This window comes from Rhizobium sp. P2_G9, from assembly GCF_056403475.1.
In genome coordinates this window covers 1-22,363 of sequence record NZ_JBFUFK010000036.1, presented here as the reverse complement: position 1 = coordinate 22,363, position 22,363 = coordinate 1, and the positions used below count along the sequence as shown (strand labels likewise).

Genomic DNA, 22,363 nt, shown 5'->3' with positions numbered 1-22,363 from the left:
TCAAAGCGGACCGATCAGTCGGCTATATTCCAATTCGGGAATGCCGTAGGCGTCTCCGGCGAAATCCTCCAGAGCCTTGCGGTCACGGATGGTGATCAGGCTGCGCTCCGAATAGATCAGATGGTTGCCCTCGAGCATATGCAAGGCGTTGGTGACGCTGGAACGCCGCACCGAGAGCATGACCGCCAGGAACTCATGCGTCAGCGAGAACTGATCGCTACGAGTGCGGTCGTGGCACATCAGAAGCCAGCGGGCGAGCCGGACGTCGATGTGATGGATGGAATTGGAAAGCCCGGTATAGGCGGTCTGGATCGACAGCACATAGGCATAGCGCAATAAGAGCCGTCTCAACGCAGTATCGGTCTGGGCTGCGGCAAACAGCGTCTCGTTGGCAATACGGTACCCTGCGCCAGGCACCTGCATGAAAATCGAATAGGGCGTCATCGCCGTTTCGAGCACGAGATAGGCCGGCGACATGCCCTCGCGGCCGAAAATCCCGACTTCCGACTGCTGACCCTCCGGCGAGATCGCCACGATCGAGCCGATCCCGGTTTCGGGGAAATAGGCGTATTTGCTGTCCTTCTGCGGTTCGGAGAAGACATAGGCGCGGGGCAGTTCTACCGCTTCGAATGCATCCCCGATTGCGGCGAACGAATCTGTGGGAAGCAGCCTGAGAATGCGGTTCTGAAGAGCGGATTGCTGCACGTGGAGACCCCTCGGACGCTCTGAGACGAGGCCCGGCTGACCGGCACGATTATCTGTCGCCGAAATGTAAGACAAGACGGTCGCTGCCTCCGGTGCGGTAGCGTACAAAACGCATATTTTCCTGGGACTTCACTATGCTCAGCCGGCTTGCTTCGAATGTGGGGTCGCATGAAGGACCGTTTGGGTATGACCGTCCTCCTCCTGGAGGATCAGCCGTTGATTGCGATCGACACCGAAGCCATGTTGCGCCGGGTAGGCTTCGTCAACATCGTGCATCTTGCCTCCGTGACCCAGGCGCATGCCTGGTTTTCTGGGGCTCGGCCCGACCTGGCCGTCATGGAGGTCAGCCTGCAGAGCGAGCCTTCGGTTACGGTGGCGGAACACCTGACTCGGGAAAATGTTCCGTTCCTCGTCTATTCCGGCGCCAATCGCAGTTTCGTCGGCGACCGGATCCTGCACGATGCCAGATGGCTCTCGAAGCCCAGCGAGCCTGAGCTTCTCGACACCGAAATCATGCATCTGCTCGACCGTTGACGGCCGCTGGAACTTCGGTCGCCCATCGGGATTAACAGGAGGCGTTTGGAAAGGCCCCTTCGTTCATGAGCACGACTGCCGAGTCTTCCTCCCCGGCCACCGCAACCGAAAAAGTCATCCCGCAGCTCAAGCGCTGGCGCCGCGCCGCTCTCCTCGAACAACTCGGTCCCGGCCTGATCACCGGCGCGGCCGACGACGATCCGAGCGGGATCGCCACTTATTCGCAGGCTGGCGCGCAATTCGGCTTCAACATGCTCTGGACGATGATCCTCACCTATCCGCTGATGACGGCGGTGCAATTGGTGAGCGCCCAGATCGGCCGCGTTACCGGCTGCGGGCTTGCCAAGAATATCGGCGGCTCCTGCCTCAGCCCCTCGTGCTCGGCACCGTCTTCATGCTGTTTGCAGCCAACACCATCAATATCGGCGCCAATCTCGCTGCCATGGGTGCTGCCGCGGCACTTGCGACCGGCGGCCCGAGCATTGTCTTTACGGTCGCGCTTGCGGCGATCTCGCTGGCGCTGCAAATGTTCGTCACGTATGAGACCTATGCGCGCTATCTCAAATGGCTGACGCTTGTACTGCTCTCCTATGTAGCCGTACTGTTTGTGGTCAAGATCGACTGGTTCGCAGTACTCAAGGGCTTCGTCTGGCCAGGCTTTGCAGCGAACGGCGATAGCTTCACCCTCATTGTCGCCGTGCTTGGCACGACGATCAGCCCATATCTATTCTTCTGGCAGAGTTCGCAGGAGGTGGAAGAGATCGAGCCGGCGCCGAGCCCCTGAAAAAGAAGCCGCAGCAGGCGCCGCGCGAGCTGCGGCGTATCACGATCGACACGACGGTGGGCATGGCGGTCTCCAATCTCGTGGCGATCGCGATCATGATCAGCACGGCGGCGACGCTCCACGCGCACGGCAAGACCGAAATCGGCAGCGCCGCCGACGTCGCCGAGGCGCTGAAGCCGATTGCCGGCAATTTCGCCTTCGCGCTCTTCAGCCTCGGCATCATTGGCACCGGGCTTTTGTCGCTGCCGGTGCTTGCAGGTTCAGCGGCCTATGCCTTCGGCGAGGCGCGAGGCTGGAAATGTGGGATCGAGAACAAGCCCTGGGAGGCGATCGGCTTCTATGGCGTCATCACTGCCGCAACCCTTCTCGGCCTCGTCATCGAATTCTCGCCGATCGATCCAATCCGGGCGCTGTTCTGGAGCGCGGTGATCAACGGCTTCGTCGCAGTGCCGATCATGGCGGCGATGATGGTCGTCGCCCACAGGCGCGACCAGATGGGCCGCTTCACCGTCTCGACGCCGGTGATGGTCTTTGGCTGGGGGGCGACGCTGGTGATGGCGCTGGCCTCAATCGCCATGCTGATTTTTTGAGCCGGTTAATTCTCGTTCCTTTTCAATGATGACGCATATTCGCGTCATACAATCGATTTAACTTATATGTGCTGCCCCGGACATTCTGCCGCAGGCAATAATCATATGATTTTGCATCGAAATCGCTGGAAAATCGCCACTTGACTTTCGCGGTCGCACACGGCACCTGAAACGACAGGCAAAATTTTAAAGGCGGTTTAAGCCGTTTGAAATGCCGGGTCGAAAAGCCTGGTCAGAGGCAGACCGGCGAAACGTTCGCAACCAAGGGGAAATATTCGTGGCACGCATTACGCTGAGACAGCTTCTCGATCATGCCGCCGAGCACACTTACGGCGTGCCGGCCTTCAATATCAACAACATGGAGCAGGGGCTGGCGATCATGGAGGCGGCTGAAGCAACCCGCTCGCCGGTGATCCTGCAGATGAGCCGCGGCGCCCGCGCCTATGCCAATGACGTCGTGCTCTCCAAGCTGATCGATGCGCTGGTCGAATTGCATCCGGATATCCCGATCGTCATGCATCTCGACCACGGCAACAACGAAGCCACCTGTGCCACGGCCATCCAGCATGGCTTCACCTCCGTGATGATGGACGGCTCGCTCAAGGAAGACGGCAAGACCGCAGCCGACTACCCGTACAATTCCGGCATTACCCGCCGCGTCACGGATATGGCGCATTGGGCCGGCGTATCGGTGGAAGGCGAGATCGGCGTTCTCRGTTCGCTCGAAACCGGCGGCGGCGAGCAGGAGGATGGCCACGGCCTCGAAGGCACTGTCAGTCACGACCAATTGCTCACCGATCCGGAGCAGGCGGCCGAGTTTGTCCGGGACACCCAGGTCGATGCGCTGGCGGTGGCCATGGGCACCAGCCATGGCGCCTATAAATTTTCCCGCAAGCCGGACGGCGCAGTGCTGGCCATGGATGTGATCGAGAAGATCCACCAGAAACTGCCCAACACGCATCTGGTCATGCACGGATCGTCTTCGGTGCCGGAGGACCTGCAGGAGATGATCAATAAATTCGGTGGCCAGATGAAGCCCACCTGGGGCGTGCCGGTCGAGGAAATCCAGCGCGGCATCAAGCACGGCGTGCGCAAGGTCAATATCGACACCGACAATCGCATGGCGATGACGGCTGCGATCCGCAAGGTGTTTTCTGAAAACCCATCGGAATTCGATCCGCGCAAATACCTGACGCCGGCGATGGCGGCGATGACCAAGCTCTGCAAGGAACGTTTCGAGCAATTCGGCACCGCCGGCAATGCCGACAAGATCAAGCCGCTGTCGCTTTCCGAAATGGCCAAGCGCTACAAGTCCGGCAGCCTCGCACCGAAATTCGGCTGAGGATCCTTCGGGTCGCCCTCCGGCGGCGACCTATGTTCTGCCGGCAACCATCATCAGGATGCCGGCGGGGACCAGTGCCGTGCCGAGGGCGCTGATCGTCTCACCAAGATGGGACGCCTGGCAGGAGCTAAGCAGGTTCCGGAAGAGTGTCCCACGGTTTTCCGGCAAGGGCCTGCGAGAAAACAAAAGACTAAGCGGATGAATCGTTGGCTTGCCAACGAAAGTCTGCTTAGTCTTTCGACTTGTGCTCCGGCTTGTCCTTGCGGGGCGTGTGCGCCATCTTTTCCAGCTCTTTCTCGCTCATCGAACTGGCCATGCTCTTCGACGCGCCGCGAAGCTTGCTTTTCGGCGTGTCGCCGCGCTTGGCCGACAGTGCAGCGCCGGCGGCCTTCTGCTGTGCTGCGGATTTTGCGGGCATGAGGGTTCTCCTTTCGCTCAGTGGACCTCGAACGTGCCGACCAGTTCGGCCTGCGAGAGCGTGTGCTTCTTGACCTCACGCCACATCGCCTCGACCCCGGCCGAGGCCGGCACGGTGAGATTGGGAATGTCGAGTGCGGCAAGCTTGAAATGGTAGTGATGAACGCCGTGGCCCCTGGGCGGTTGCGGCCCGTCATAGCGGATATTGCCGAAATCGTTCTCCGCAAAGCGCGGGCCGCCATCGGGTCTCGTATCGACGCTTTGTGGCAGGCCATCCCATTCCGCCGGAATGTTGAAGATGCCGCAATGCCTGAACGTGCCGCTCGGCGCGTCCGGATCCTCGACCACCAGAGCATAGCTCTGCACGTGCGGCGGCGCGCCGTTCCATCTTAGCGGCGGGCAAAGGTTCTCGCCGAAGCGCGAGAATTTTTCGGGGATGGGCGCGCCTTCGCCGAAGGCCGTACTGATCAGAACCAGTGACATGATTACCTCCCGTAAAAAGGCCGCGGCCTCATGCCCGGCCAGTTCGCTTATGATGCGCGCTTTCCTGCGGGTTGCCAAGCGTCATGCCGTCGTCGTCCTCACTCGCGCGACGGCCTTTGAGGTCCTAGCCCCTGCGCATCGCCTCCTCGGCAGCGTCGGGCCGCTTGAGGTCGGCCTCGATGCCCAGGTCTTCGTTGCCACCGGCCGTGCTGTCGCGCTTCTCGACGATGCGCATCTGTTGGTCGTGAGTCTTTCTGGATTGCATGACCGCAATCCTTGCATAGGCGGGGGAGGCACCGCCTCCCCCCGGTAAATTAGCTGCCAATGCTGGCCGCGGTGGTGGTGCTGGTTGTCTTGACCCGCAGATTGTTCTGCAGATGGTTCACGCCGGACACCGCTTCGGTCAGATCTTCCGCGCGGCGTTTGTCCTGACGCGCATTGACCGTGCCGTTGAGCGTCACTTCACCGCTCGCGACGCTGACCTCGATATCGGATGCGTCGAGCATTGGGTCGTCGCTCAGCTTGTCGTTGACATCTTCGCGAATGCGTTCGTCGGTGCGGATATAGCCCTTCGGCCCCTTGCCGCGGAACTGGTCCATATTGCGGCGGCGCTCGGCATCCTCGTCGCCGAACCAGGATGCAACTTCGTCGCTCGCCCGGTCGATGAAATCGCGGCGGCGCCCATAACGGTTGTCATCATGGCCCTGATAGCCGTAGCCGCGGGCAAAGCCGCGCTCATGATCGTCATAATAGTCGCGGTCGGTCCGGCGATAGCCGCCATCATTGTAGCCGAAATCGCCATAGCCGAGATCATCGGTCTGCCACGCCTCGCGGTCACCGGCGGGATAGCCGCTGCGACCGGGATCACGTGAGGTACCGTAACGATCCCATTCTGGAAAATCTCCGCGGTTGCGGCGGAAGTCGCGGTCGCGGCCATAGGGTCCCTCGAAGCGCTCGCGCCCCGGATTGTTGAAACGTTCATTGCGATTGAAATTCGCCATGGTTTCCTCCTTGTCGGATGCATTGTTTTGCTGGACAAGGAGGAAACCCATGGAATCTGCAACAGTTCCCGTATCAGGAATATTTAATATTCAGCCTCAGGCCGCCTTGAATTGCCGGCGGCCTTCGGCGTCAAGCGCTGCGAAATCGGCATCGGACAAGGCGATGTCGACGGCCGCCACGTTCTCTTCCAGATGCCGCACCTTGGAGGTGCCGGGGATCGGCAGCATGACCGGGCTGCGCTTCAGCACCCAGGCGAGCGCCACCTGGCTGGGCGCGGCATTGTGCTTATGCGCGATCGTGTCGAGCAGAGAACCAGGACGGGCAAGGTCGCCCGCGGCAAGCGGGAACCACGGAATGAAACCGATGCCGTGCTCCGCGCAATAATCCAGCACATCTTCGCTGGTCCGATCGACCAGGTTGTAGCGGTTCTGCACCGTGGCGACCTTGAAATGCTTCGATGCCGCCCTGATTTCATCGACCGAGACTTCCGACAGGCCGGCATGCTTGACGAGCCCCTGGTCGATGAACGACTTGATGACGTCGAACTGTTCCGCCGCCGGCACCTTGCTGTCGATGCGGTGCAATTGCCATAGGTCGATCTGCTCGACGCCGAGATTCCTCAGGCTTTTGTGTAATTGCTGCTCGAGATATTCGGGACGGCCCACGGGCAGCCACTGGTTCGGACCCTGCCGGGTCAGTCCGCCCTTGGTGGCGATCACCACTCTGCCATTGTAGGGATGCAGCGCCTCCTTGATCAGCTGTTCGGAAACGTCTGGGCCATAGGAATCGGCTGTGTCGATAAAATCGACTCCGAGTTCGGGAAGTCGCTTGAGGGTGCGGATCGACTGGTCATGGTCGGCCGGTTCGCCCCAGATGCCGGAGCCGGTGACACGCATGGCGCCGAAGCCGAGGCGATTGACCTTGAGCGTGCCGCCAATGTGGAAAGTGCCGGATTTGCTCGCGTTGAGATCGGACATGGTAATGCCTTTCGAATGTCTTGATTGAAATCTCGATGGAAGTCTTGGGAGGATGCAGGCGTCGAAATCGGTGGAGGCCGACATGTCCTTCCAGGCCTCGAATTCCCTGTGAGCGTATCGAGTTTCTGGCCGAAGAAGGCGCATCGCATCGGTACCGAGAAGCAGATGGGCAGGCGGATCGTCGTTTTCAACCGATCCCGGCATAACCCGCGCTGCCTTCTTGGGGGCCACGCTGGTTGCCGCTAACCGGCCCTCACTTGCCGAGATTGTCCTTGATATCCTTGAAGCAATCGTCGGTGACGCCGACCTTGCGGCTCGACAGGACCTTTGACTTGCCTTCGTCCCATTCGAGGAATTCGAGATTGCAGATGTTCTTCGCATCCGCCCATTGGGCGACCATCAACCGGCTGTCCTTCTGGTACTGAAGCATGAGATACATGTTGGCTTCGCCGCCGCGGGGTGCGTCATAGACACGGCCGGTGCGATCGTCGACGATGAAACCGGTCACACAGCCGGCGCCGCAGCCGAACTGGACAACAGTGTAATGGCCGGCGAAATTTACCCCGTCCGCAAGGCCGTCACGAATCTGAGTGCGGAACTGCCGGTAGGCCTTATCACGACCTTTGAATTGCGGCATCTTCGGCTTGCCGGTGAAGACCTGTCCCGCCTTGTACTCATCGGCCAACGGATTCGCGGCGAAACCGTATGCCGGTGCTGCAAGCAAAACTGCCGTCGCAAAGGCGATCCTGACGGTGTGGCACATCATCTTCTGCATGGCTTGAAAAACGCCTCCGGCATGCTCGACACAGCATCCTTATCGTCCGGGATTGTTTCGCAAAAATGGCGTCGCAGGTTTCGATTTTCCAATCTTTATGGTTTCCTTATGTGGTTCGGTCATAATCCCGATCGAAACCTTATGCGAAGCATCAATACAGCCACTACATCTGGCCCCCTGTCATAACCCCGGAAAAAGCTGTTCATGACCGATCTCGCCGGCCATCATCCGCCCAAACAGATGTCGCTCAGGAAGCTCGTGGCCCTGTCGATCGGTTCGATCGGCGTGGTTTACGGCGATATCGGTACGAGCCCCCTCTATGCTTTCCGCGAAGCACTGCGGCCGGTCGCGGGCGATGGAATTTCATCATCAGAGGTAATCGGCGTCGTCTCGTTGATGCTCTGGACGCTGACGATCATCGTCACCATAAAATATGTGTCCTTCCTGCTCGTCGCCGACAACGAGGGCGAGGGCGGAACGCTGGCGCTGCTGGCACTGCTTGCCAAGAAGCTCGCACACACCCCTCGCAACATCCTGCTTGCCATGGGCCTGATCGGCGCGGCACTCTTCCTCGGCGACGCGATGATCACGCCGGCGCTGTCGGTGCTGTCGGCGGTCGAGGGGCTCAAGCTCGTGGCGCCCGAACTGTCCCGCTTCGTGCTGGTGATTTCGGTGGTGATCCTCGTAGGGCTTTTCGCAGTGCAGGCGCGTGGCACCGGTTCGGTCGCCGCCTTCTTCGGGCCGATCATGCTGGTCTGGTTCGCAGCCCTGGCTCTCGGCGGGCTCGCCCATATCCTCGATGCGCCCTCGGTCTTCCTCTCCGTCAACCCGTGGTACGCAGTTTCTTTTCTCTTCCAGCACGGCTTTACCGGGTTCGTGGTGCTCGGCTCCGTCTTCCTGACGGTGACGGGGGCGGAGGCGCTCTATGCCGACCTCGGCCATTTCAGCCGTCGGCCGATCCAATGGGCCTGGTTCGCCGTGGTTTTTCCGTCGCTGGCGCTCAATTATCTCGGTCAGGGCGCGTCGGTGCTGAACAACCCTGCCAATGCGTCCGATCCATTCTTCCTGATGTTCCCGCATTGGGCGCTGCTGCCGATAGTTCTTCTGGCCACGGCGGCGACCATCATCGCCAGTCAGGCGGTGATCACCGGCGCCTTCTCGCTCACCCAGCAGGCCATGCATCTCGGCTTCCTGCCGCGCATGGAGGTGCTGATCACCTCGGTCTCCCAGACCGGCCAGGTCTATCTGCCGGGCATCAACACCGTGCTGCTGTTCGGTGTCATGATGCTGGTGCTGCTGTTTCAGACGTCCGACGCGCTGGCCACGGCCTACGGTATCTCTGTCACCGGCGCGATGGTGGTCACCACGGTGATGTTTTATTTCTTCCTGCGCGTGCAATGGAAATGGAGCCCGCCGGCCGTGCTCGCCATCGTGGCGCCGCTCTTCCTGCTGGAACTGGTCTTTCTGTCTGCCAATCTGCTCAAGGTGCTCGACGGCGGCTATGTGCCGATCATGATCGCCAGCCTGGTCATCGTCGTGATGTGGACCTGGCGGCGGGGTGCTGCGATCATCGCCGAGAAGGCGCAGCGCACCAATATCCCGCTCGCCGATTTCATCCGCTCGATTGAGCGCAAGAGCGATCACGGTCCCTATCCGGTGCCGGGCACGGCGATCTTCCTGACCTCGCAGCCGGAATTCACGCCGCCGGCTTTGCTCCATAACATCAAGCACAATCACGTTCTGCACGAACAGATCATCATCCTGACGATCCGCACCGAAGGGACGCCGAGCATACCGATTGACCAGCGCGGCAGCGTCGAAAAGATTTCGGATCGCTTCTCGGTGCTGCGATTGCGCTTCGGCTTCATGGATCAGCCCAACGTCACCCAGGCTCTCGCACATATGCGCAAGAGCGGGCTCAAGTTCGACATCATGACCACCTCTTTCTATGTCGGCCGCCGCAACATCATCTCCGACCCGACCTCGGGCATGCCTGGCTGGCAGGACAAGCTGTTCATCTCGCTCGCGGCCGCGGCTGCCGACCCGTCGGACTATTTCCGCTTGCCCGCCAACCGCGTCGTGGAACTGGGTACCCAGGTTTCGGTGTAATGATCCGCTGAAGTTCGTCTTCTGCGGCATATTGTACTGGCGTCTCAAGGCGGCGAAATCGCTCTGATCAACTCTTGCGCAACTTTCCGCTCACCGCTATCAAACCCGCGGGATTGGACGGGATTGGCACATGAGAATAGGCTTTGTCGGCACGGGTGAGATCACCCAGGCGATCGTTACCGGAATTTCGCAGACCGATCTGGCGGCCACGCCGATCCATGTCTCGCCGCGCAACGAAGCGGTCGCCGGACGTCTCGCCGAACGCTGCGCCAATGTTACTGTCGCCCAGGACAATCAGGACGTCGTCGACAATGCCGACCTGGTCTTCCTGGCGATCCGGCCGCAGATCGCGGAGGAAGTGGTCCGGGCGCTGACATTCCGCCCGGAGCATCACGTCGTCAGCCTGGTGGCCGCCACGCCTCTCGATCGCTTGACCACCTGGATCAACGCGCCGGTGCGGTTGACACAGGCGATTCCGCTGCCCTTCGTGGCGACGCTCAGCGGCGCCACCGCAATCCATCCGCCGGATGCGGATGTCGCGGCAATCTTCTCGAAGCTCGGCACCGCGATCGAAGTCGCCAGCAAGACCGAATACGATCTCCTGGGTGCTGCAAGCGCGCTCATGGGCACTTATTACGGCATTCTCGAAGCCGGCACGAAATGGCTGGAGAGCAAGGGGCTCGCTTATGACAGCGGCCGCGCCTATCTCAACCAGATGTTCGGCGCTCTCTCCGCCTCCGCCGCCGAGCACCCGGAAAAGTCCTTCGAGGAGCTGAAGTCGGAATTCTCCACCAAGGGCGGGTTGAACGAGCAGGCCTATACCAATTTCGCTGCCGATGGCGGCATCCGCGCACTGTCAGATGCACTCGACAGCGTCTTCAACCGCATCCGCCACGCAAACTAATTTGGCGGGATGGTGATCTCGACGGTCAGGATCGGCCCGAGCGGATAGGCGGCATCGCTGCGCTGCCATTCCGGAACATGGAGCGCCGAGATTGTACCGTCGAGAAACAGCGCATTGTCGCAGCCGAGCGCATCGCGAAACAGCGTCGCGAAATCATAAAAACGCACATCGCCCTCCGAAATCGCCCAGATCATCCGTCCCAACCGGTCGACGCCGATGCCATTGCGTTTCTTCAGGCTGGTGCTCGCCGGATCGAACTTCGGGTGGATCTTGCCGTTGATCACCAGCATCGGCCCGGATTGCGTGGCGAAGGCCGGCTTGATCCCTGTCGCTGCAAAGGCCTTGGCTTCCATCACGCCGGCGCTGCCGGGCAGGAGATAGAAGACGCCATTCGGCAGCAAATGGAAATTGCCGTATCCCGGATTGGTGTTGATTGCCTGTTTCTCGACGCCATTTTCGACATAAAGCCCGACCGGCGAGAAATCGGGCTGGTACATGCCGCCATTCATGGCAATGCGCATGAAAATGCCGTCGGACCAGAGTTTTGCCCGCAGCGCATCGAAGCTCTTGTAAGGCTGGCGCCTGGGATCGAGGTCGTGCAGCCGGATCGTGCTTTTACGCGGGTCGACAGCGCAGACGGTGTAAATGTTGCCCTGATAGGCGAGCTTTCGGCAATAGCCATCCGCCAGTGCCGGAAATGCCGCGGCGGTGAGCCAGACGAGCAGCAGCAGGCGCAGCGCTGGCCGTGTCAACTGGTCGGCTCCTGGCAGCGCTCGCCCATCCAGATATGGTCCGGCACCGGTGCATTCGTGCCCCAGTAGCCGTCGAAGCTTTCGAAATCGCGATTGAACGTGACCGTCAACTGGCCTTGACCGTACCTGTCATGCCATACCAACAAATGCGTCCGCTCCGCCGTTCTATCCGCCTCCTCGAGCCATCCATCCGTCACGACATTGCCGTCGCGGAATTCATAATGGCCGCTGATGCTGCCTCCTTGGCCGAATTCGAACGTGGTCTCGGCTGCAACGATCTCGCCGGCAGAAAACAGCTTCCCGCAATAGCGGCCTTCAGGTGTGGCCGACGACGCGTTGGCGAGGCCTGGCAGGATGACAAGCACAGTGATGAATGGTAGCGACCTGAAACGCATGAAACCTCCTCATGACGATGCCAGTGTCGCGGGAAAACCGCCGACAGTGTGGCGCAGGCAGGAATTGCCGTATGAAGACGGTTTTAGGGCGCCTACTATTCTGCCTTGGGGTCGCAACAGTGGGTGGAGGGACCCGTGACCGCGCTTCGTTCGTTATGAAAAGTGAAAATCGCCCGCAGAAAGGTGCTGCGGCGCGACATCCTTCAGCGTGATGGTATCCATGGCCGAAAGCGTGATCACCGTATCCTGGCCCTGCTTGGCGATATCCAGATCGTTGAAGTCGTTGACACCGGCATAGCCGCTCAGGTCGACGTGGTCGTGACCATGGCCGAAATCGGCGATCATGTCGTGACCGGAGCCGGATGTGAAGACGAACGTGTCGCCTCCCTTGCCGCCCTTCAGCACATCGTCGCCGCCGAGGCCGCTCAGGACGTTGCGTTTGCCGTTGCCGATCAGGGTGTCGGCGTCGTCATTGCCGGTGCCGTTGAGCTTATGGTTGCCTGTCAGAACCAACCGCTCGAAATTGTCGCCCAGTGTCCAGTTGATCGAGGCCTTGACCGTATCGATATCCGAGAAATCGTCCTCGTGCAGGCTTAGCCCCTTGTGGTGGATGATATAGGTGTCGGCGCCGACACCGGCATTGATCACACCATCGACGCTACCGCCCTCATCGACATAGATGTCGTTGCCGTTGTTGAGCAGGATGTTGCCGATCACATGCCCGTAATTGACGACGCGGTCATTGCCGGTCCCAAGGCCGATGGCGCCCTGGAAGTTGCCCTTGATCGTACCGTCATTGACGACGGTAACATCGTTTTCCACCGATGTGATACCATAGCCGTACTGGCCGCCAGTGATGATGCCACTATGCTTGTTGATGACGGTGAGATCGTCGGAATTGCTATAGATGCCGTTCTGTTCGCTCGCAGTGATCTTGCCGAAATTGACGATCTCAGCCGCCCGCCGGCGACCCGACACCGGCGACGCGCCGGTCACGCTGACGCCGCTGAAATCGCTGGTGATCGTRCCATGATTTTCCAGATGCCCACTATAGGCTGTCGTTTCGAAGGCGATGCCGTAGCCATGCGCCGTCTTGATCAAGCCTGAACTCGCAATCAGGATCGACGCATTATGGCCGTAGATGTCGAGGCCTTCCCCATCGAGCGCGGTGATGTGCCCGTCGACTTCGAACCGGTTGTCGTGCAGGGATGTGCTGTCGGAAATCCCGTCGCCATTATAGACTTGGAAGTCGGCTCCCTTGCGGACAATCCAGTCGTCGCCGCTGGCTGTGGCGTACCATGTCGTGGTCCCGGCGGGGTTCAGATAATGCTTCACACTCATTCTCCGGAGGATGATGGCGGCGACTGGCTGGAAGATCAGAACAAAAACGCATCGGCATGGTGCGCATGTCCCGCCACGTCGGCAGCCTGCGCTAATCCGGTCGAGAAATCGTGCTCGATGTCATGGATCGTCAGGCTGCCCTTGCCGCCGAGAAGCTGGGCGCCGAACTCGTAGCCGTTGAAATAGGCGCTCGACTTGACGAGCTTCATCTCGACGAGCGTGTCGAACAGATGGTCCATGTCCAGTGTGCCGGATGTCATGTCCTTCTTCGCCACCACGGTGATATAGTCCCAGGACTGGTTGGCGCCCGGATGGCTGTAATGCTTTTCCTCGTAGATATTGGCCTTGAAGGCGCCGTCCTGATAGACGCCGACTTTCTTCCCGTCCACGTCGATATTGCCATGATGGGTCCAGACCGAGACCTCCGTGGTGATATTGCCGCTGTCGGAGCCAGGCAGCTTCGTCAGCCACATGTCGAAACCGACATTGTAGAGAGAGGTGGCGCCGCTCATGTCATAGTCGAACGTCGCATCGAATGCCGAAATCTGCGACAACTTCGCTGTCAGCGCGTTGCTGCCGTTTTGGGACCAGGGCTTGTAGCCCGCCTCGATTTCCGGAAAGGCGAGAATGTGGCTGGTGCTCGGCCAGTTCCAGGTAAAGGTCAGTTCGTGGTTTATGTCCGTCTTATCGAAGCTGATCGTCTGGGTGTAGTCATCGCCGTTGACCAGGCTTCCCTTGTTCCAGACATTGTTCTCGATGGTGAAATCGCCCTGGGTGAATGTGGCCCAATCCGCCTTGAGGGTTTTCTTTGCCATTGGAGTTTTCTCGCTTTTAATGACGCGCCGCACCGTTCCGGTCGTTAGCGGCCGGATGCGACAGACACCTTGAATGATCTTCTATTTCGCCTGTCCCGCCGGCCGTGTAGGCGGGACATTCACCGGGCCAGGCATCAACCCGGCGCCTGGAACTGCCAGTTGTGCTTCTTCCTTGGAGCCAGGTTGTCGGCATCGCGATAGGTGGAGCGCTTGAACTTCTTGGCTTTGTAGAACTTCTTGGCGGTGTAGGTCTTGAAGTCGTCGAGCGAGGCGTAGTCCTTGCCATATTCGCTCTTGATCGCGGTGAGCACCTTGTAGTCCTTGTCGCGCGATGCGAGCACAGCTAGGCCGACGACGCCGCCTTCGGTCGGCTTCCAGTCGACGGATTGGGTGAACCAATCCTGCGCCTTGTCCTTGTCGCCGTCGTTGAGATATTTCCAGCCGAGCGCCTGGGCGCCGAGCGGCGATTTGTTGACGGTGACGATCTTCTCGAAGTCGTCGAGCTCTTTTTCCTTCAGCGTCACGGTCGGCGTCTTGCTTGTCAGCGACTCCGAGATGATCTCGATATATTGCTGGGCGACCTCAGGCGACGCCTTGAGATAGCGGCGCGCGACCTTCAGCGCGTCGTCGCCCTTCTCCATGTTGCGCAGCGTCAGGATGACGCCTTCGATGTTCTTCGGCGTGCGCTGGTATTGGGCCGCCTGGATGAACCAGGAATTCGCCAGCTGCCAGTCCTGCTGGGTATAGAAGAACCAGCCCATCATTTCGGCATCATTGACTGAGCTAGTCCGCTGGACGAAATCCACGAAGCGCTTCAGATCCTCATCCGTGGGGGCGGCAGCCATGTCGTCCTCCTTGATATACTCGCCGATCTGCCGGCGCACGCCATCGAAGCCGATATTCTCGAATTCCTGGCTGCCGTCGGGCATGACCTTGCCGAGTGCGATCAGCGACGTCGTGCCCTTGGCCGGCAGCACCAGCGAGGCCTTCTGCACCGTCGCCATGCGCAGTGCCGGATCGTCGCAATTGGTCAGGATATATTTGTAGAGATCGAAGGACTGCGCATAATCCTTGATCTGCGCGAAGGATTCGCCGACATTCCACAGCACCTGCATGTCGGTGCAGACCAGGATCGGCGGATAGGACTGCGCCACCGAGATCACCGCGTTCCAACGCTTCTGCGCATAGGCGCGGTAGATCATCGAGCGGGTCTCGCCGAGCTGCAGCTTGTAAAGCAGATCGTCGGAAGGCTGCCAACGCGGATTGGTGCTCTGCATCTGGGCGATCTGCGCCCGGACGGCGGCATAGTTGCCGGTCTTGTAGATTTCCCAGAGCGGCTGCTCGCTGAGGCTTGCAACCGGCGAGAACAGGTCCCTCGGCGGCTGCCAATCCGGATAAAGCGTCTTGAGGCGGCGCATCTCGGCACCCAGACGCTTGAGGTCTTTGGTCGTGGCATAATAGCGTAGCGCGCTGTCATCGACCTTGGGCTTGGCCTTCGACGCGTCGACGGGGAGGGTGATCTTCTGCTGCTGACCAGCAGGCTGGAATGGGTTGGCGACCGTGTTGGCCGGCATATTCTGCTGCCCACCCTTGATCGTAAAGGCGCCAGGCTGTGTCGCGAGCTTGGAGCCCGGATTGGCGACCGGGTTGAGGCTGGGATCGGTCACCGCATTGAGCTGTCGGTTGGTGACCGGAGTCGTTGTCTGGCCATTGGTCCCAAACGGGTTTTCGCCCGGGGCGACGTCTCTGGTCTCGTTGGCCGCCGGCTGGACATTGTTGGGCGAAAGGCCGGTGAAATCGCGCGGCGTCAGCACACCACCATTGTTGGAAAGCGTACTGTCCACGGCCGCGGTATTTGCGGTGTTGGTCAGTGCCTTCAGGCCGTCGGCCGCGCTCGGATCAAGGGTCAGTTCCTCGGCTGCAAGGTGGTCTTCGACATGCAGGAGGCGGGACAGGACATTCGGATTGAACGTGAAGATCGCCGTCGTGGCGCAGAGCACAATCGTCAATTTTGCTTTGGGAGACATTGCGGGTACCTTTCCGAAACAGCGACAAGACTGACGAGATGCAGTGTCGAGGGATAATAATCGGTCGGCTGGAAGTCGCCGATCGCGTTGAGGCCGGTGGTCTTTCCGAGGCTGCAGGACAGGAGGTCGCTGACGGCCTGGTAACCGGGGTCGGGCATGGCGACCAGCGGCGCGGCGGTGGCGAGTTCAACCACTTGCACGGCGTTCACCCCGCCGATCTTCCACCGGTCGTAGACCTGGTCGAGCAGGCGCGCCTGCTCTGGGCCGTACCAGGCGGCGTAAAGGGGAATGCGCACGGCGTCATAGCCAAAGTTCTTGGCGAATTTCTGCGCCGGCTCAGGTCGTTCGTCCTTGAGCGAGATCCAGTCCGACGGCAACTGGCTCGAACCGAACCGTGCCGTCTTGATCAGTATCGTGCCGGACTGGATCAGCGCCGCCGCGGGAAAATCCTTGTCGAGCGTGCCAAGGTCGCGGATCGCAGGAAAAATCCAGTAGGAGAGGTTGACGACCGGGCCGTCCGGCTGTTCGCCGGCGGCAAAACCGTGGCTGGCCGGCAGCAGGACCTTGCCGTTGGCACCGGCATCGATCACCGCTTCACGGCCAATGGCGCCGGCGATAGCGCGCGCCATATCCGTATATTTCGGCTCGTTCCACGTCTTGCCGGCCCGCATCAACGCCCAGGCGATCAGCAGATCGCCGTCGGTGGCGTTGTTCTGGTCGCTGACGTGCGGATTGGCGTCGGGGTCCCATTTCCAGGCGGCGAGATTGTCGCCGCGGAGATAGAGTTCCCTGTGCGTCCAGCTCCAGATCGCCTCGAAACTCTCCCGGTCGTCGGCAGCCACGGAAAGCAGCATCCCGTAACCCTGGCCTTCGCTGTGGCTGATATTGCCGTTACCGCGATCGATGATCCGGCCGTCGGCGAGAAATTCCGACTTGTAGAGCCACCATGCACCGACCACGTAGTCCTGCGGAACAAACCGGGTCTGTTCGGCGGGCTGGGCTGCTTGGGCCGGCGCGACCGGCAGAACCACCAGCGCGCAGGCCATCAGGAAGTTTGTGATACGCTTAGCCATGGTTGCGGCGTCCCGTGATCAGGACCATGAAGGTGCCGATGCCGAGCAGGATCGCAGCCACCAGCAGCGCGCCGATATAGATCTCGGCATTGTTGGCGAGCCAGCCCGCGGCCACCAGGCGGGCATTGGCGAAGGTCAGCGGCTCGGTCTGGAAAAGATGCTCGCTCGAACTGCTCTTCTGATCGAGGATCTCGCCTGTGTCGCCAAAGCTTTGGACCGCGCCGTTGAGCTTGTTCCAGACACTATAGTCTGTCAGCACGTCGGTGCGGGCCTGCAGCATGTCGGCGCTGCGTGCAGCAACCACGGTCCACACGCCGCCATGGTCGGAGCCGCTCTGCGCCACCACGAGTGCGGCTGTCGACAGCGGCGAATAGCTTTCGTTGCGGCCCGGATCGAGAAGCGACGAGAGATATTTCAGATTGAGCTTACGCATCTCCGAAAGCGACTTCGCCTTGATGCCGTCGAAGACCCTGCCGGATAATTCGGCCGGATTGGCGACGAAGTCGTCGGCTATGTCGGAGAGTTTCCCAAAGGACGACAGCGGCTGGATCGGCCGTTGCAGGTCGTCGGCGCTCTCCACCGGCAGCGCCACGCCGTCGAGGCTGGCGACCTCGAAGGGGGCTTGCTTCGCCACTTCGGTGGCGCGGATGTTGACGAAGTCGAGCTTCAGCCGGGACGTCAGTTCCGAGGGCAGCGTGTCATAGGCGCCGAAGGCGATGACATTGGACGTGTCGAGATCGGGAAGCGTCGAGGTGAATTCGACCGGCTTCACCTTGCCGGACGAGAATGCCATCTTGGCAAGGAAGGTTGCCGCGGCGTTGAGCGCCTGCTTGTCGTAACCCGGCACGAAGACATGGGTCAGCGGATCCGGCGCGCCGGAAAGTTTTGGCGTCAGGCCGGAGGCCAGGCCGGCAATGTCGGGATAGCGGCCGATGCGCGCATAGTCCGGCACATCGAGATAGGAATTCTCGCTGATCGAAATACGCACGGACGTCGAGGCATTGTCGACATTGTCGCAGGCGGCGTCGAGCCGCGAGGGCACCCGCGCCTCGATCGACAGCGTGTTCTGGCCGGGGCGCAGCACGCTGAACGGGATCGGCAGGCGCTGGTCGCGGATTTCGCCTTCGCGCGTCGAACTCAACTGGATATTGGCGACTTCCTTGTCATTTGCCTTGACCACCAGCACGGCGTCGGGCGCCAGGCCGCCGATATAGCGTGCGCTCAGGTGGAAATTGATGCTGGAATAGTCGCCCGGATAGAAGTCGGACGGCATGGCGAAATTCAGCCGCGACACTTCGAAGCGGCCGGAGAACGGCCGTCCGGAATAGCCGAGTTCCCTCAGCGAGACCTTGTCGCCGGGCATCAGCGTCCGGCCCTTGAGGTTGGTCAGCGCGTTGAGACCTTCCCGCGTGCCGACCGGACGGTCGTTGAGCGCGAAGGCGGCGAATTCCTTGACGCGCTGGTCGACATCGAGCGTATCCATGCCGGTCAGGATCAGCCGCTTGCGTTCCGCGCCGCTGCTGTCGGCATCGACGATCGCATGTTCGCTCGACGCCAGCACCTTGCTGTTGTCGCCGAGCAGCAGGGTGAGCTCGGACTTGGTGCCGACGAACAGGTCGATACCCGGGCCGGTGCCGGGCGTGCTGGCGAATTCCACGGCCGGATGGTTGAAATTGCCGAATATGGTCAGCGCCTGGACGGCGCGCATGGCACGGTCATAGGCGGCCATGTCGGCGCCTGCCGGGATCACCACACGGATCGGGGTGCGGCCATCCTTCGCGCCTGCGAGCGGCAGCAGGTCAACAAGCGACAGGCTCGGCTTGGCGACGCCGGAATAGATGAAGCCGCTCTTGGCCGGATCGACCTTCGTCCACAGTTCATAGGTGGCACTGACGCTGCAATCGACGCGGTGGCGCTGGCTGGCTTCGATCGACACGGCGTTATAGCCGGGATGGATGAGGCCGGCCGGCACGGCGAACTCGATGCGGCGCGGATCGCCGGCGACCAGGCCGGTGGCGCCCACCGGCGTGCCGTTGATGGCGATCTTCATCTCGGAATCTTCCGGCGCCACGGAAATCGCCGTCTGCATCGTCAGCACCAGCCTGGCCGATGTCGAGGCTTCGTCGGGCAGCGCGAAGAAGGGCAGGCTGCGGCTTTGGTATTCACCGTCGAAGAACAGGTCGGAACGGTCGCCGGCGATCTTGCGCAGCGTGTCGCCGGTCGTCGTCGGTGTCGTGGTGATCTGTGCGGCGGGCTTGTCGAACTGGAAGGGGGCCGGCTCGGCAGCCCCTGCCTGGGAGGTTCCCACGACAACCGTCACTGCCGAAGCGAGCCAAAAGGCGAGAAGTCGGTTCTTGAACATTGTCTTTTCTCTCGATCCGGAAGTGGTGTTAGACGTTGGTCGTGGCAGCTTTGGCTTTCGCCAGTTCGCTGCGGCGGCGGCCGACACGGCCGGTTTGCGAGCGGGCCGACAGGCCGGTCGCGATGGCAAGCAGCGGGCAGACGATCGCCCATCTCACCAGCGTCACCAGCGCGACGAAATACATGCGGCGATGCTGGCGACGCTCGCGCAGGCGGCGCGGCAGATCGAGATCGTGCATCATCAGGTGGGCGATGGCGCCATAATGCTGCGCCTCGGCGTCAAGCTCGATGGCGAAGCTGCGCTGGTCGACCGTCGTCGGCTTGCCGACGAAGGCGGGGATCTGCGAGACCGCGAGGTCGGCGGGCGCATTGACCAGGGCGAGCTGGGCATATTCGCCCTTGCGCAGGTTGGCAACGACGCCGCGGCGCACCTCGATCTCGGCCTTTTCCGGCGACATGCGGCGGATGGTCACCGGCACGGTGCGGTCGGTCAGGCGCAGTTCGGCTGCCTGGCTGAGCGGCAGGCTGATGCCGTCCTGATCGATCGGCTGCTCGGTGACGATACCAAGGGCGGCGCCGGCAATGATCAGGTTGAGCAGGTTCCAGGCGCCGGTGATCAGGATCAGGTCGCCGAGGGCCGGTTCAGTCTCGTAGCGATGGATCCCCATATAGAGCACGAAAGCGAGGCCGGCGAAGATGGCGAAGAACGGCCAGGCCAGGTTCGACAGCTGCCGCTGGGTCAGCGACACACCCTTGTCGGTGACGTTGAAGGTCGGCTTGCGCGGGTTGAGGATGACGCTGATGATGGCGCGAACCAGGAAGATCGACTGGGCATATTCATAGACTTCGGAAATCCATGGCCAGCGGTAGTGCCCGTAGAGGTAGTTGCGCAGGATTTCCGACGCGACCAGATATGTGATCGTATAGGACAGGAATTCGTCAGCCGAAGCGTTGAAGATCTTCAGGTTGAAGATGATGAACAGGATCGGCGCCAGCAGGAACGACAGGCGCACCAGCGGAAACAGCCAATAGAAGCAACTGGACATGTAGCTGATGCGCTGCGGCAGCGTCAGGCCCTGCTTGAACAGCGGGTTCTTGAGCAACAGGATCTGGATCATGCCGCGGCACCAGCGCGAGCGCTGTCCGATGAAGCTGGAAAAGGTCTCCGGCTGCAGCCCGGTGACCAGCGGCTTGTCGACATAGACGCTGTTCCAGCCACGCGAATGCAGTTCGAGCGCGGTTTCGCAATCCTCGGTGATGGTGATGCCGGAGAAGCCGCCGACTTCTTCCAGCGCCTCGCGGCGCAGCACGGCGGCCGAACCGCAGAAGAAAGCCGCGTTCCAGCGGTCGAGACCCTTCTGGATCATCGTGTAGAACATCTCGTTCTCGGCGGGCATCCGGGTATAGGTGCCGAGATTGCGTTCGACCGGATCGGGATTGGCGAAGAAGTGCGGCGTCTGCACCAGGAACAGGTCCTGGTCGTCGGCGAAGTAACCGACGGTCGCCTTCAGGAAGCCCGCTTCCGGCGCATGGTCCGCATCGAAGACGGCGACCAGTTCGCTCCTGGAATTGTCCAGGCCTGAATTGAGGTTGCCTGCCTTGGCGTGGACGTTTTCGGCGCGGGTCAGATAGTTGACGCCGAGATCGGTGCAGAGCTGCTTGAGCTGTCGGGCGCGCTCATTGGCGGCCTCGGCAATTTCGGGATCGGAATTGTTGCGCTTCTGGTCCGTGCCGCCGTCATCCAGCAGATAGACGTGAAGCTTGTCCTTGGGATAGTCCATTGCCGCAGCTGCGGAAAGCGTCAGTGACAGGATTTCCTTGCTCTCGTTATAGGAAGGCACGAAAACGTCGACGTTCGGCAGGTCCTTGTCGTCCTGCTCGCGCGGCGGTTTGCGCGTGATCGGATCGGAAACGACGAAGACGCTGACGAAGAACATGAAAATGCAGAACATTTCCGCAATATAGAGAATGATGCCGGGGATGAAGGAGACCGGATCATCGATCGGCGGCAAAGTACTTGTCGTGCGCCAGTAAACATAGCGTAGCACAATGATGCTGGTGGTCGCCAAAGCGATATATCGCCACGGACCTCTACTGCTGATGCGGGTGATGACATAGAGAAAGATGATGGTTAGCGTCGAGACAATCAGCTGAACGTCCGAGCCTACCGGCTGGAATGCCAGAATGGAAATAATCGCGGCGGCGGCCAGCCATAAAACCAGAGACAGTGTACGCAACATTGGGGATACTCGTACGTTGTTTACTTTTCGGTAATTATTTTGAATAAACAAACGAAGTCAATGCGGGTAATATAGTTGGCAACGAAGCAAATTAGAGACGAATATAAATATATCTGTACGATTTCGGCACAGGTAATGGTTAATCGCCGATTTATTAATCGATGTTTACATAATTGCGACGTCGGGTGACCAAAATTGCAGCATTTTCTTCCCAAAACGAGATTCTAGTAGAGTAGATTTTTTGTAAAACTACTGTTCAATCGTAATCTAGGGTTAATTCGAAGGTCTTGAAGATTATCTTGCGTGTTAATTAGAAAAGCAGTGGCTGCAGGAGAACTCAAAGTAGGCCTAGAGCGGGTAACGCCCTGATGTAGCGGAGTTTTCCGTCCTATTGCTAAGGCCTTGCGTGGCTCTTCGGTATTGTCGTGGGACGCAACTTGGCTTGAGTGGCGCCACATCTCGATCCGGCGGTGGTTCCACGTCTGCAGAGCGCCTGACGTGGCGTGGTTGGAACGGTAAGGGCGGACGCGACCCAGGACGGGGCGTCGAACCGTTGCCGACAGATGGCGCAATCGGTTCTGTCAGGCGGACTAGGCCGTAAACTCATAAACGGGCTTCCCCTTTGGGTTTGACGGTGATTCAAGGCTGCCATTGATTTGGGAGCCTAATGATGACCCGTCGCCGCCATGAGCTGACTGATTTGGAATGGAATATTATCGCGCCTTTGTTGCCGAATA

The 22,363-nt window shown here is 60.3% G+C and carries 19 protein-coding genes and 1 pseudogene; 5 read left to right on the top strand and 15 right to left on the bottom strand.

Annotated elements, in window-relative coordinates:
* Positions 1–705: a Crp/Fnr family transcriptional regulator gene (locus AC1DYF_RS26390; protein ID WP_477880013.1), complete on the bottom strand. Its 705-nt coding sequence runs from the start codon at positions 703–705 to the stop codon at positions 1–3.
* Between the two features lie 186 nt (positions 706–891).
* Between AC1DYF_RS26390 and AC1DYF_RS26385 the strand changes: the two genes are divergently transcribed.
* From AC1DYF_RS26385 to fba, 3 genes and pseudogenes are all read left to right on the top strand, one after another.
* Entirely contained in the window at positions 892–1,239 is a 348-nt protein-coding gene (locus AC1DYF_RS26385) for a response regulator (protein ID WP_477880012.1), read from the top strand.
* Between the two features lie 65 nt (positions 1,240–1,304).
* Positions 1,305–2,613: pseudogene (locus AC1DYF_RS26380) on the top strand (Nramp family divalent metal transporter).
* Between the two features lie 277 nt (positions 2,614–2,890).
* Entirely contained in the window at positions 2,891–3,955 is a 1,065-nt protein-coding gene (fba, locus tag AC1DYF_RS26375; RefSeq protein WP_477880011.1) for a class II fructose-bisphosphate aldolase, read from the top strand.
* 229 nt (positions 3,956–4,184) lie between these two features.
* Here fba and AC1DYF_RS26370 read toward each other — a convergent pair whose 3' ends face one another.
* From AC1DYF_RS26370 to AC1DYF_RS26345, 6 genes are all read right to left on the bottom strand, one after another.
* Positions 4,185–4,373 carry a DUF3008 family protein gene (locus AC1DYF_RS26370; RefSeq protein WP_477880009.1) on the bottom strand — a complete coding sequence of 63 codons (189 nt, stop codon included), beginning with the start codon at positions 4,371–4,373 and terminating at the stop codon, positions 4,185–4,187.
* Positions 4,374–4,390: 17 nt separating this feature from the next.
* On the bottom strand, positions 4,391–4,855 hold the full coding sequence (locus AC1DYF_RS26365) for a YbhB/YbcL family Raf kinase inhibitor-like protein (protein WP_477880008.1): 465 nt from the start codon (positions 4,853–4,855) through the stop codon (positions 4,391–4,393).
* A gap of 124 nt (positions 4,856–4,979) precedes the next feature.
* Positions 4,980–5,120, bottom strand: coding sequence for a hypothetical protein (locus AC1DYF_RS26360; RefSeq protein ID WP_477880006.1), 141 nt, complete (start codon positions 5,118–5,120; stop codon positions 4,980–4,982).
* Positions 5,121–5,169: 49 nt separating this feature from the next.
* Positions 5,170–5,856: a BON domain-containing protein gene (locus AC1DYF_RS26355; RefSeq protein WP_477880004.1), complete on the bottom strand. Its 687-nt coding sequence runs from the start codon at positions 5,854–5,856 to the stop codon at positions 5,170–5,172.
* 96 nt (positions 5,857–5,952) lie between these two features.
* Positions 5,953–6,834, bottom strand: a complete 882-nt coding sequence (locus AC1DYF_RS26350) for an aldo/keto reductase (protein ID WP_477880002.1) — start codon at positions 6,832–6,834, stop codon at positions 5,953–5,955.
* A 253-nt stretch (positions 6,835–7,087) separates the two neighbouring features.
* Positions 7,088–7,609: a hypothetical protein gene (locus AC1DYF_RS26345; protein WP_477880000.1), complete on the bottom strand. Its 522-nt coding sequence runs from the start codon at positions 7,607–7,609 to the stop codon at positions 7,088–7,090.
* A 204-nt stretch (positions 7,610–7,813) separates the two neighbouring features.
* On the opposite strand from AC1DYF_RS26345, the gene AC1DYF_RS26340 reads away from it, so the two are divergent.
* Complete coding sequence (locus tag AC1DYF_RS26340) at positions 7,814–9,718, top strand: potassium transporter Kup (RefSeq protein WP_477879998.1); 1,905 nt, start codon at positions 7,814–7,816, stop codon at positions 9,716–9,718.
* Positions 9,719–9,848: 130 nt separating this feature from the next.
* A complete protein-coding gene (locus AC1DYF_RS26335; RefSeq protein ID WP_477879996.1) occupies positions 9,849–10,622 on the top strand; it encodes a pyrroline-5-carboxylate reductase in 774 nt (257 codons plus the stop codon).
* On the opposite strand, the gene AC1DYF_RS26330 is transcribed toward AC1DYF_RS26335, so the two are convergent.
* The 8 genes from AC1DYF_RS26330 to bcsA all read right to left on the bottom strand — a co-directional run bounded on the left by AC1DYF_RS26330 (position 10,619) and on the right by bcsA (position 21,626).
* Entirely contained in the window at positions 10,619–11,374 is a 756-nt protein-coding gene (locus AC1DYF_RS26330; protein ID WP_477879994.1) for a phosphodiester glycosidase family protein, read from the bottom strand. The genes AC1DYF_RS26335 and AC1DYF_RS26330 overlap by 4 nt on opposite strands.
* A complete protein-coding gene (locus AC1DYF_RS26325) occupies positions 11,371–11,769 on the bottom strand; it encodes a hypothetical protein (RefSeq protein ID WP_477879992.1) in 399 nt (132 codons plus the stop codon). Before AC1DYF_RS26325 ends, AC1DYF_RS26330 begins: the two co-directional genes overlap by 4 nt.
* A 153-nt stretch (positions 11,770–11,922) precedes the next feature.
* Positions 11,923–13,104, bottom strand: coding sequence for a calcium-binding protein (locus tag AC1DYF_RS26320; protein ID WP_477879990.1), 1,182 nt, complete (start codon positions 13,102–13,104; stop codon positions 11,923–11,925).
* Between the two features lie 41 nt (positions 13,105–13,145).
* On the bottom strand, positions 13,146–13,925 hold the full coding sequence (locus AC1DYF_RS26315) for a GH12 family glycosyl hydrolase domain-containing protein (protein WP_477879989.1): 780 nt from the start codon (positions 13,923–13,925) through the stop codon (positions 13,146–13,148).
* Positions 13,926–14,059: 134 nt separating this feature from the next.
* On the bottom strand, positions 14,060–15,952 hold the full coding sequence (locus AC1DYF_RS26310; protein ID WP_477879987.1) for a hypothetical protein: 1,893 nt from the start codon (positions 15,950–15,952) through the stop codon (positions 14,060–14,062).
* Positions 15,931–17,025, bottom strand: coding sequence for a family 8 glycosyl hydrolase (locus tag AC1DYF_RS26305; RefSeq protein ID WP_477879985.1), 1,095 nt, complete (start codon positions 17,023–17,025; stop codon positions 15,931–15,933). Before AC1DYF_RS26305 ends, AC1DYF_RS26310 begins: the two co-directional genes overlap by 22 nt.
* Positions 17,018–19,387 carry a cellulose biosynthesis cyclic di-GMP-binding regulatory protein BcsB gene (locus tag AC1DYF_RS26300; protein WP_477879983.1) on the bottom strand — a complete coding sequence of 790 codons (2,370 nt, stop codon included), beginning with the start codon at positions 19,385–19,387 and terminating at the stop codon, positions 17,018–17,020. Before AC1DYF_RS26300 ends, AC1DYF_RS26305 begins: the two co-directional genes overlap by 8 nt.
* A gap of 28 nt (positions 19,388–19,415) precedes the next feature.
* On the bottom strand, positions 19,416–21,626 hold the full coding sequence (bcsA, locus tag AC1DYF_RS26295; protein WP_477879981.1) for a UDP-forming cellulose synthase catalytic subunit: 2,211 nt from the start codon (positions 21,624–21,626) through the stop codon (positions 19,416–19,418).
* Between the last annotated feature and the right edge of the window lie 737 nt (positions 21,627–22,363).

Excerpts from the sequence above, each read along its gene's own strand:
- AC1DYF_RS26335 (WP_477879996.1), top strand. The coding sequence starts at position 9,849 with ATGAGAATAGGCTTTGTCGGCACGGGTGAGATCACCCAGGCGATCGTT.
- bcsA (WP_477879981.1), bottom strand. The coding sequence starts at position 21,626 with ATGTTGCGTACACTGTCTCTGGTTTTATGGCTGGCCGCCGCCGCGATT.
- AC1DYF_RS26300 (WP_477879983.1), bottom strand. The coding sequence starts at position 19,387 with ATGTTCAAGAACCGACTTCTCGCCTTTTGGCTCGCTTCGGCAGTGACG.
- AC1DYF_RS26360 (WP_477880006.1), bottom strand. The coding sequence starts at position 5,120 with ATGCAATCCAGAAAGACTCACGACCAACAGATGCGCATCGTCGAGAAG.
- AC1DYF_RS26365 (WP_477880008.1), bottom strand. The coding sequence starts at position 4,855 with ATGTCACTGGTTCTGATCAGTACGGCCTTCGGCGAAGGCGCGCCCATC.
- AC1DYF_RS26355 (WP_477880004.1), bottom strand. The coding sequence starts at position 5,856 with ATGGCGAATTTCAATCGCAATGAACGTTTCAACAATCCGGGGCGCGAG.
- AC1DYF_RS26310 (WP_477879987.1), bottom strand. The coding sequence starts at position 15,952 with ATGTCTCCCAAAGCAAAATTGACGATTGTGCTCTGCGCCACGACGGCG.
- AC1DYF_RS26315 (WP_477879989.1), bottom strand. The coding sequence starts at position 13,925 with ATGGCAAAGAAAACCCTCAAGGCGGATTGGGCCACATTCACCCAGGGC.
- AC1DYF_RS26305 (WP_477879985.1), bottom strand. The coding sequence starts at position 17,025 with ATGGCTAAGCGTATCACAAACTTCCTGATGGCCTGCGCGCTGGTGGTT.
- AC1DYF_RS26385 (WP_477880012.1), top strand. The coding sequence starts at position 892 with ATGACCGTCCTCCTCCTGGAGGATCAGCCGTTGATTGCGATCGACACC.
- AC1DYF_RS26350 (WP_477880002.1), bottom strand. The coding sequence starts at position 6,834 with ATGTCCGATCTCAACGCGAGCAAATCCGGCACTTTCCACATTGGCGGC.
- AC1DYF_RS26370 (WP_477880009.1), bottom strand. The coding sequence starts at position 4,373 with ATGCCCGCAAAATCCGCAGCACAGCAGAAGGCCGCCGGCGCTGCACTG.
- AC1DYF_RS26345 (WP_477880000.1), bottom strand. The coding sequence starts at position 7,609 with ATGCAGAAGATGATGTGCCACACCGTCAGGATCGCCTTTGCGACGGCA.
- AC1DYF_RS26325 (WP_477879992.1), bottom strand. The coding sequence starts at position 11,769 with ATGCGTTTCAGGTCGCTACCATTCATCACTGTGCTTGTCATCCTGCCA.
- AC1DYF_RS26340 (WP_477879998.1), top strand. The coding sequence starts at position 7,814 with ATGACCGATCTCGCCGGCCATCATCCGCCCAAACAGATGTCGCTCAGG.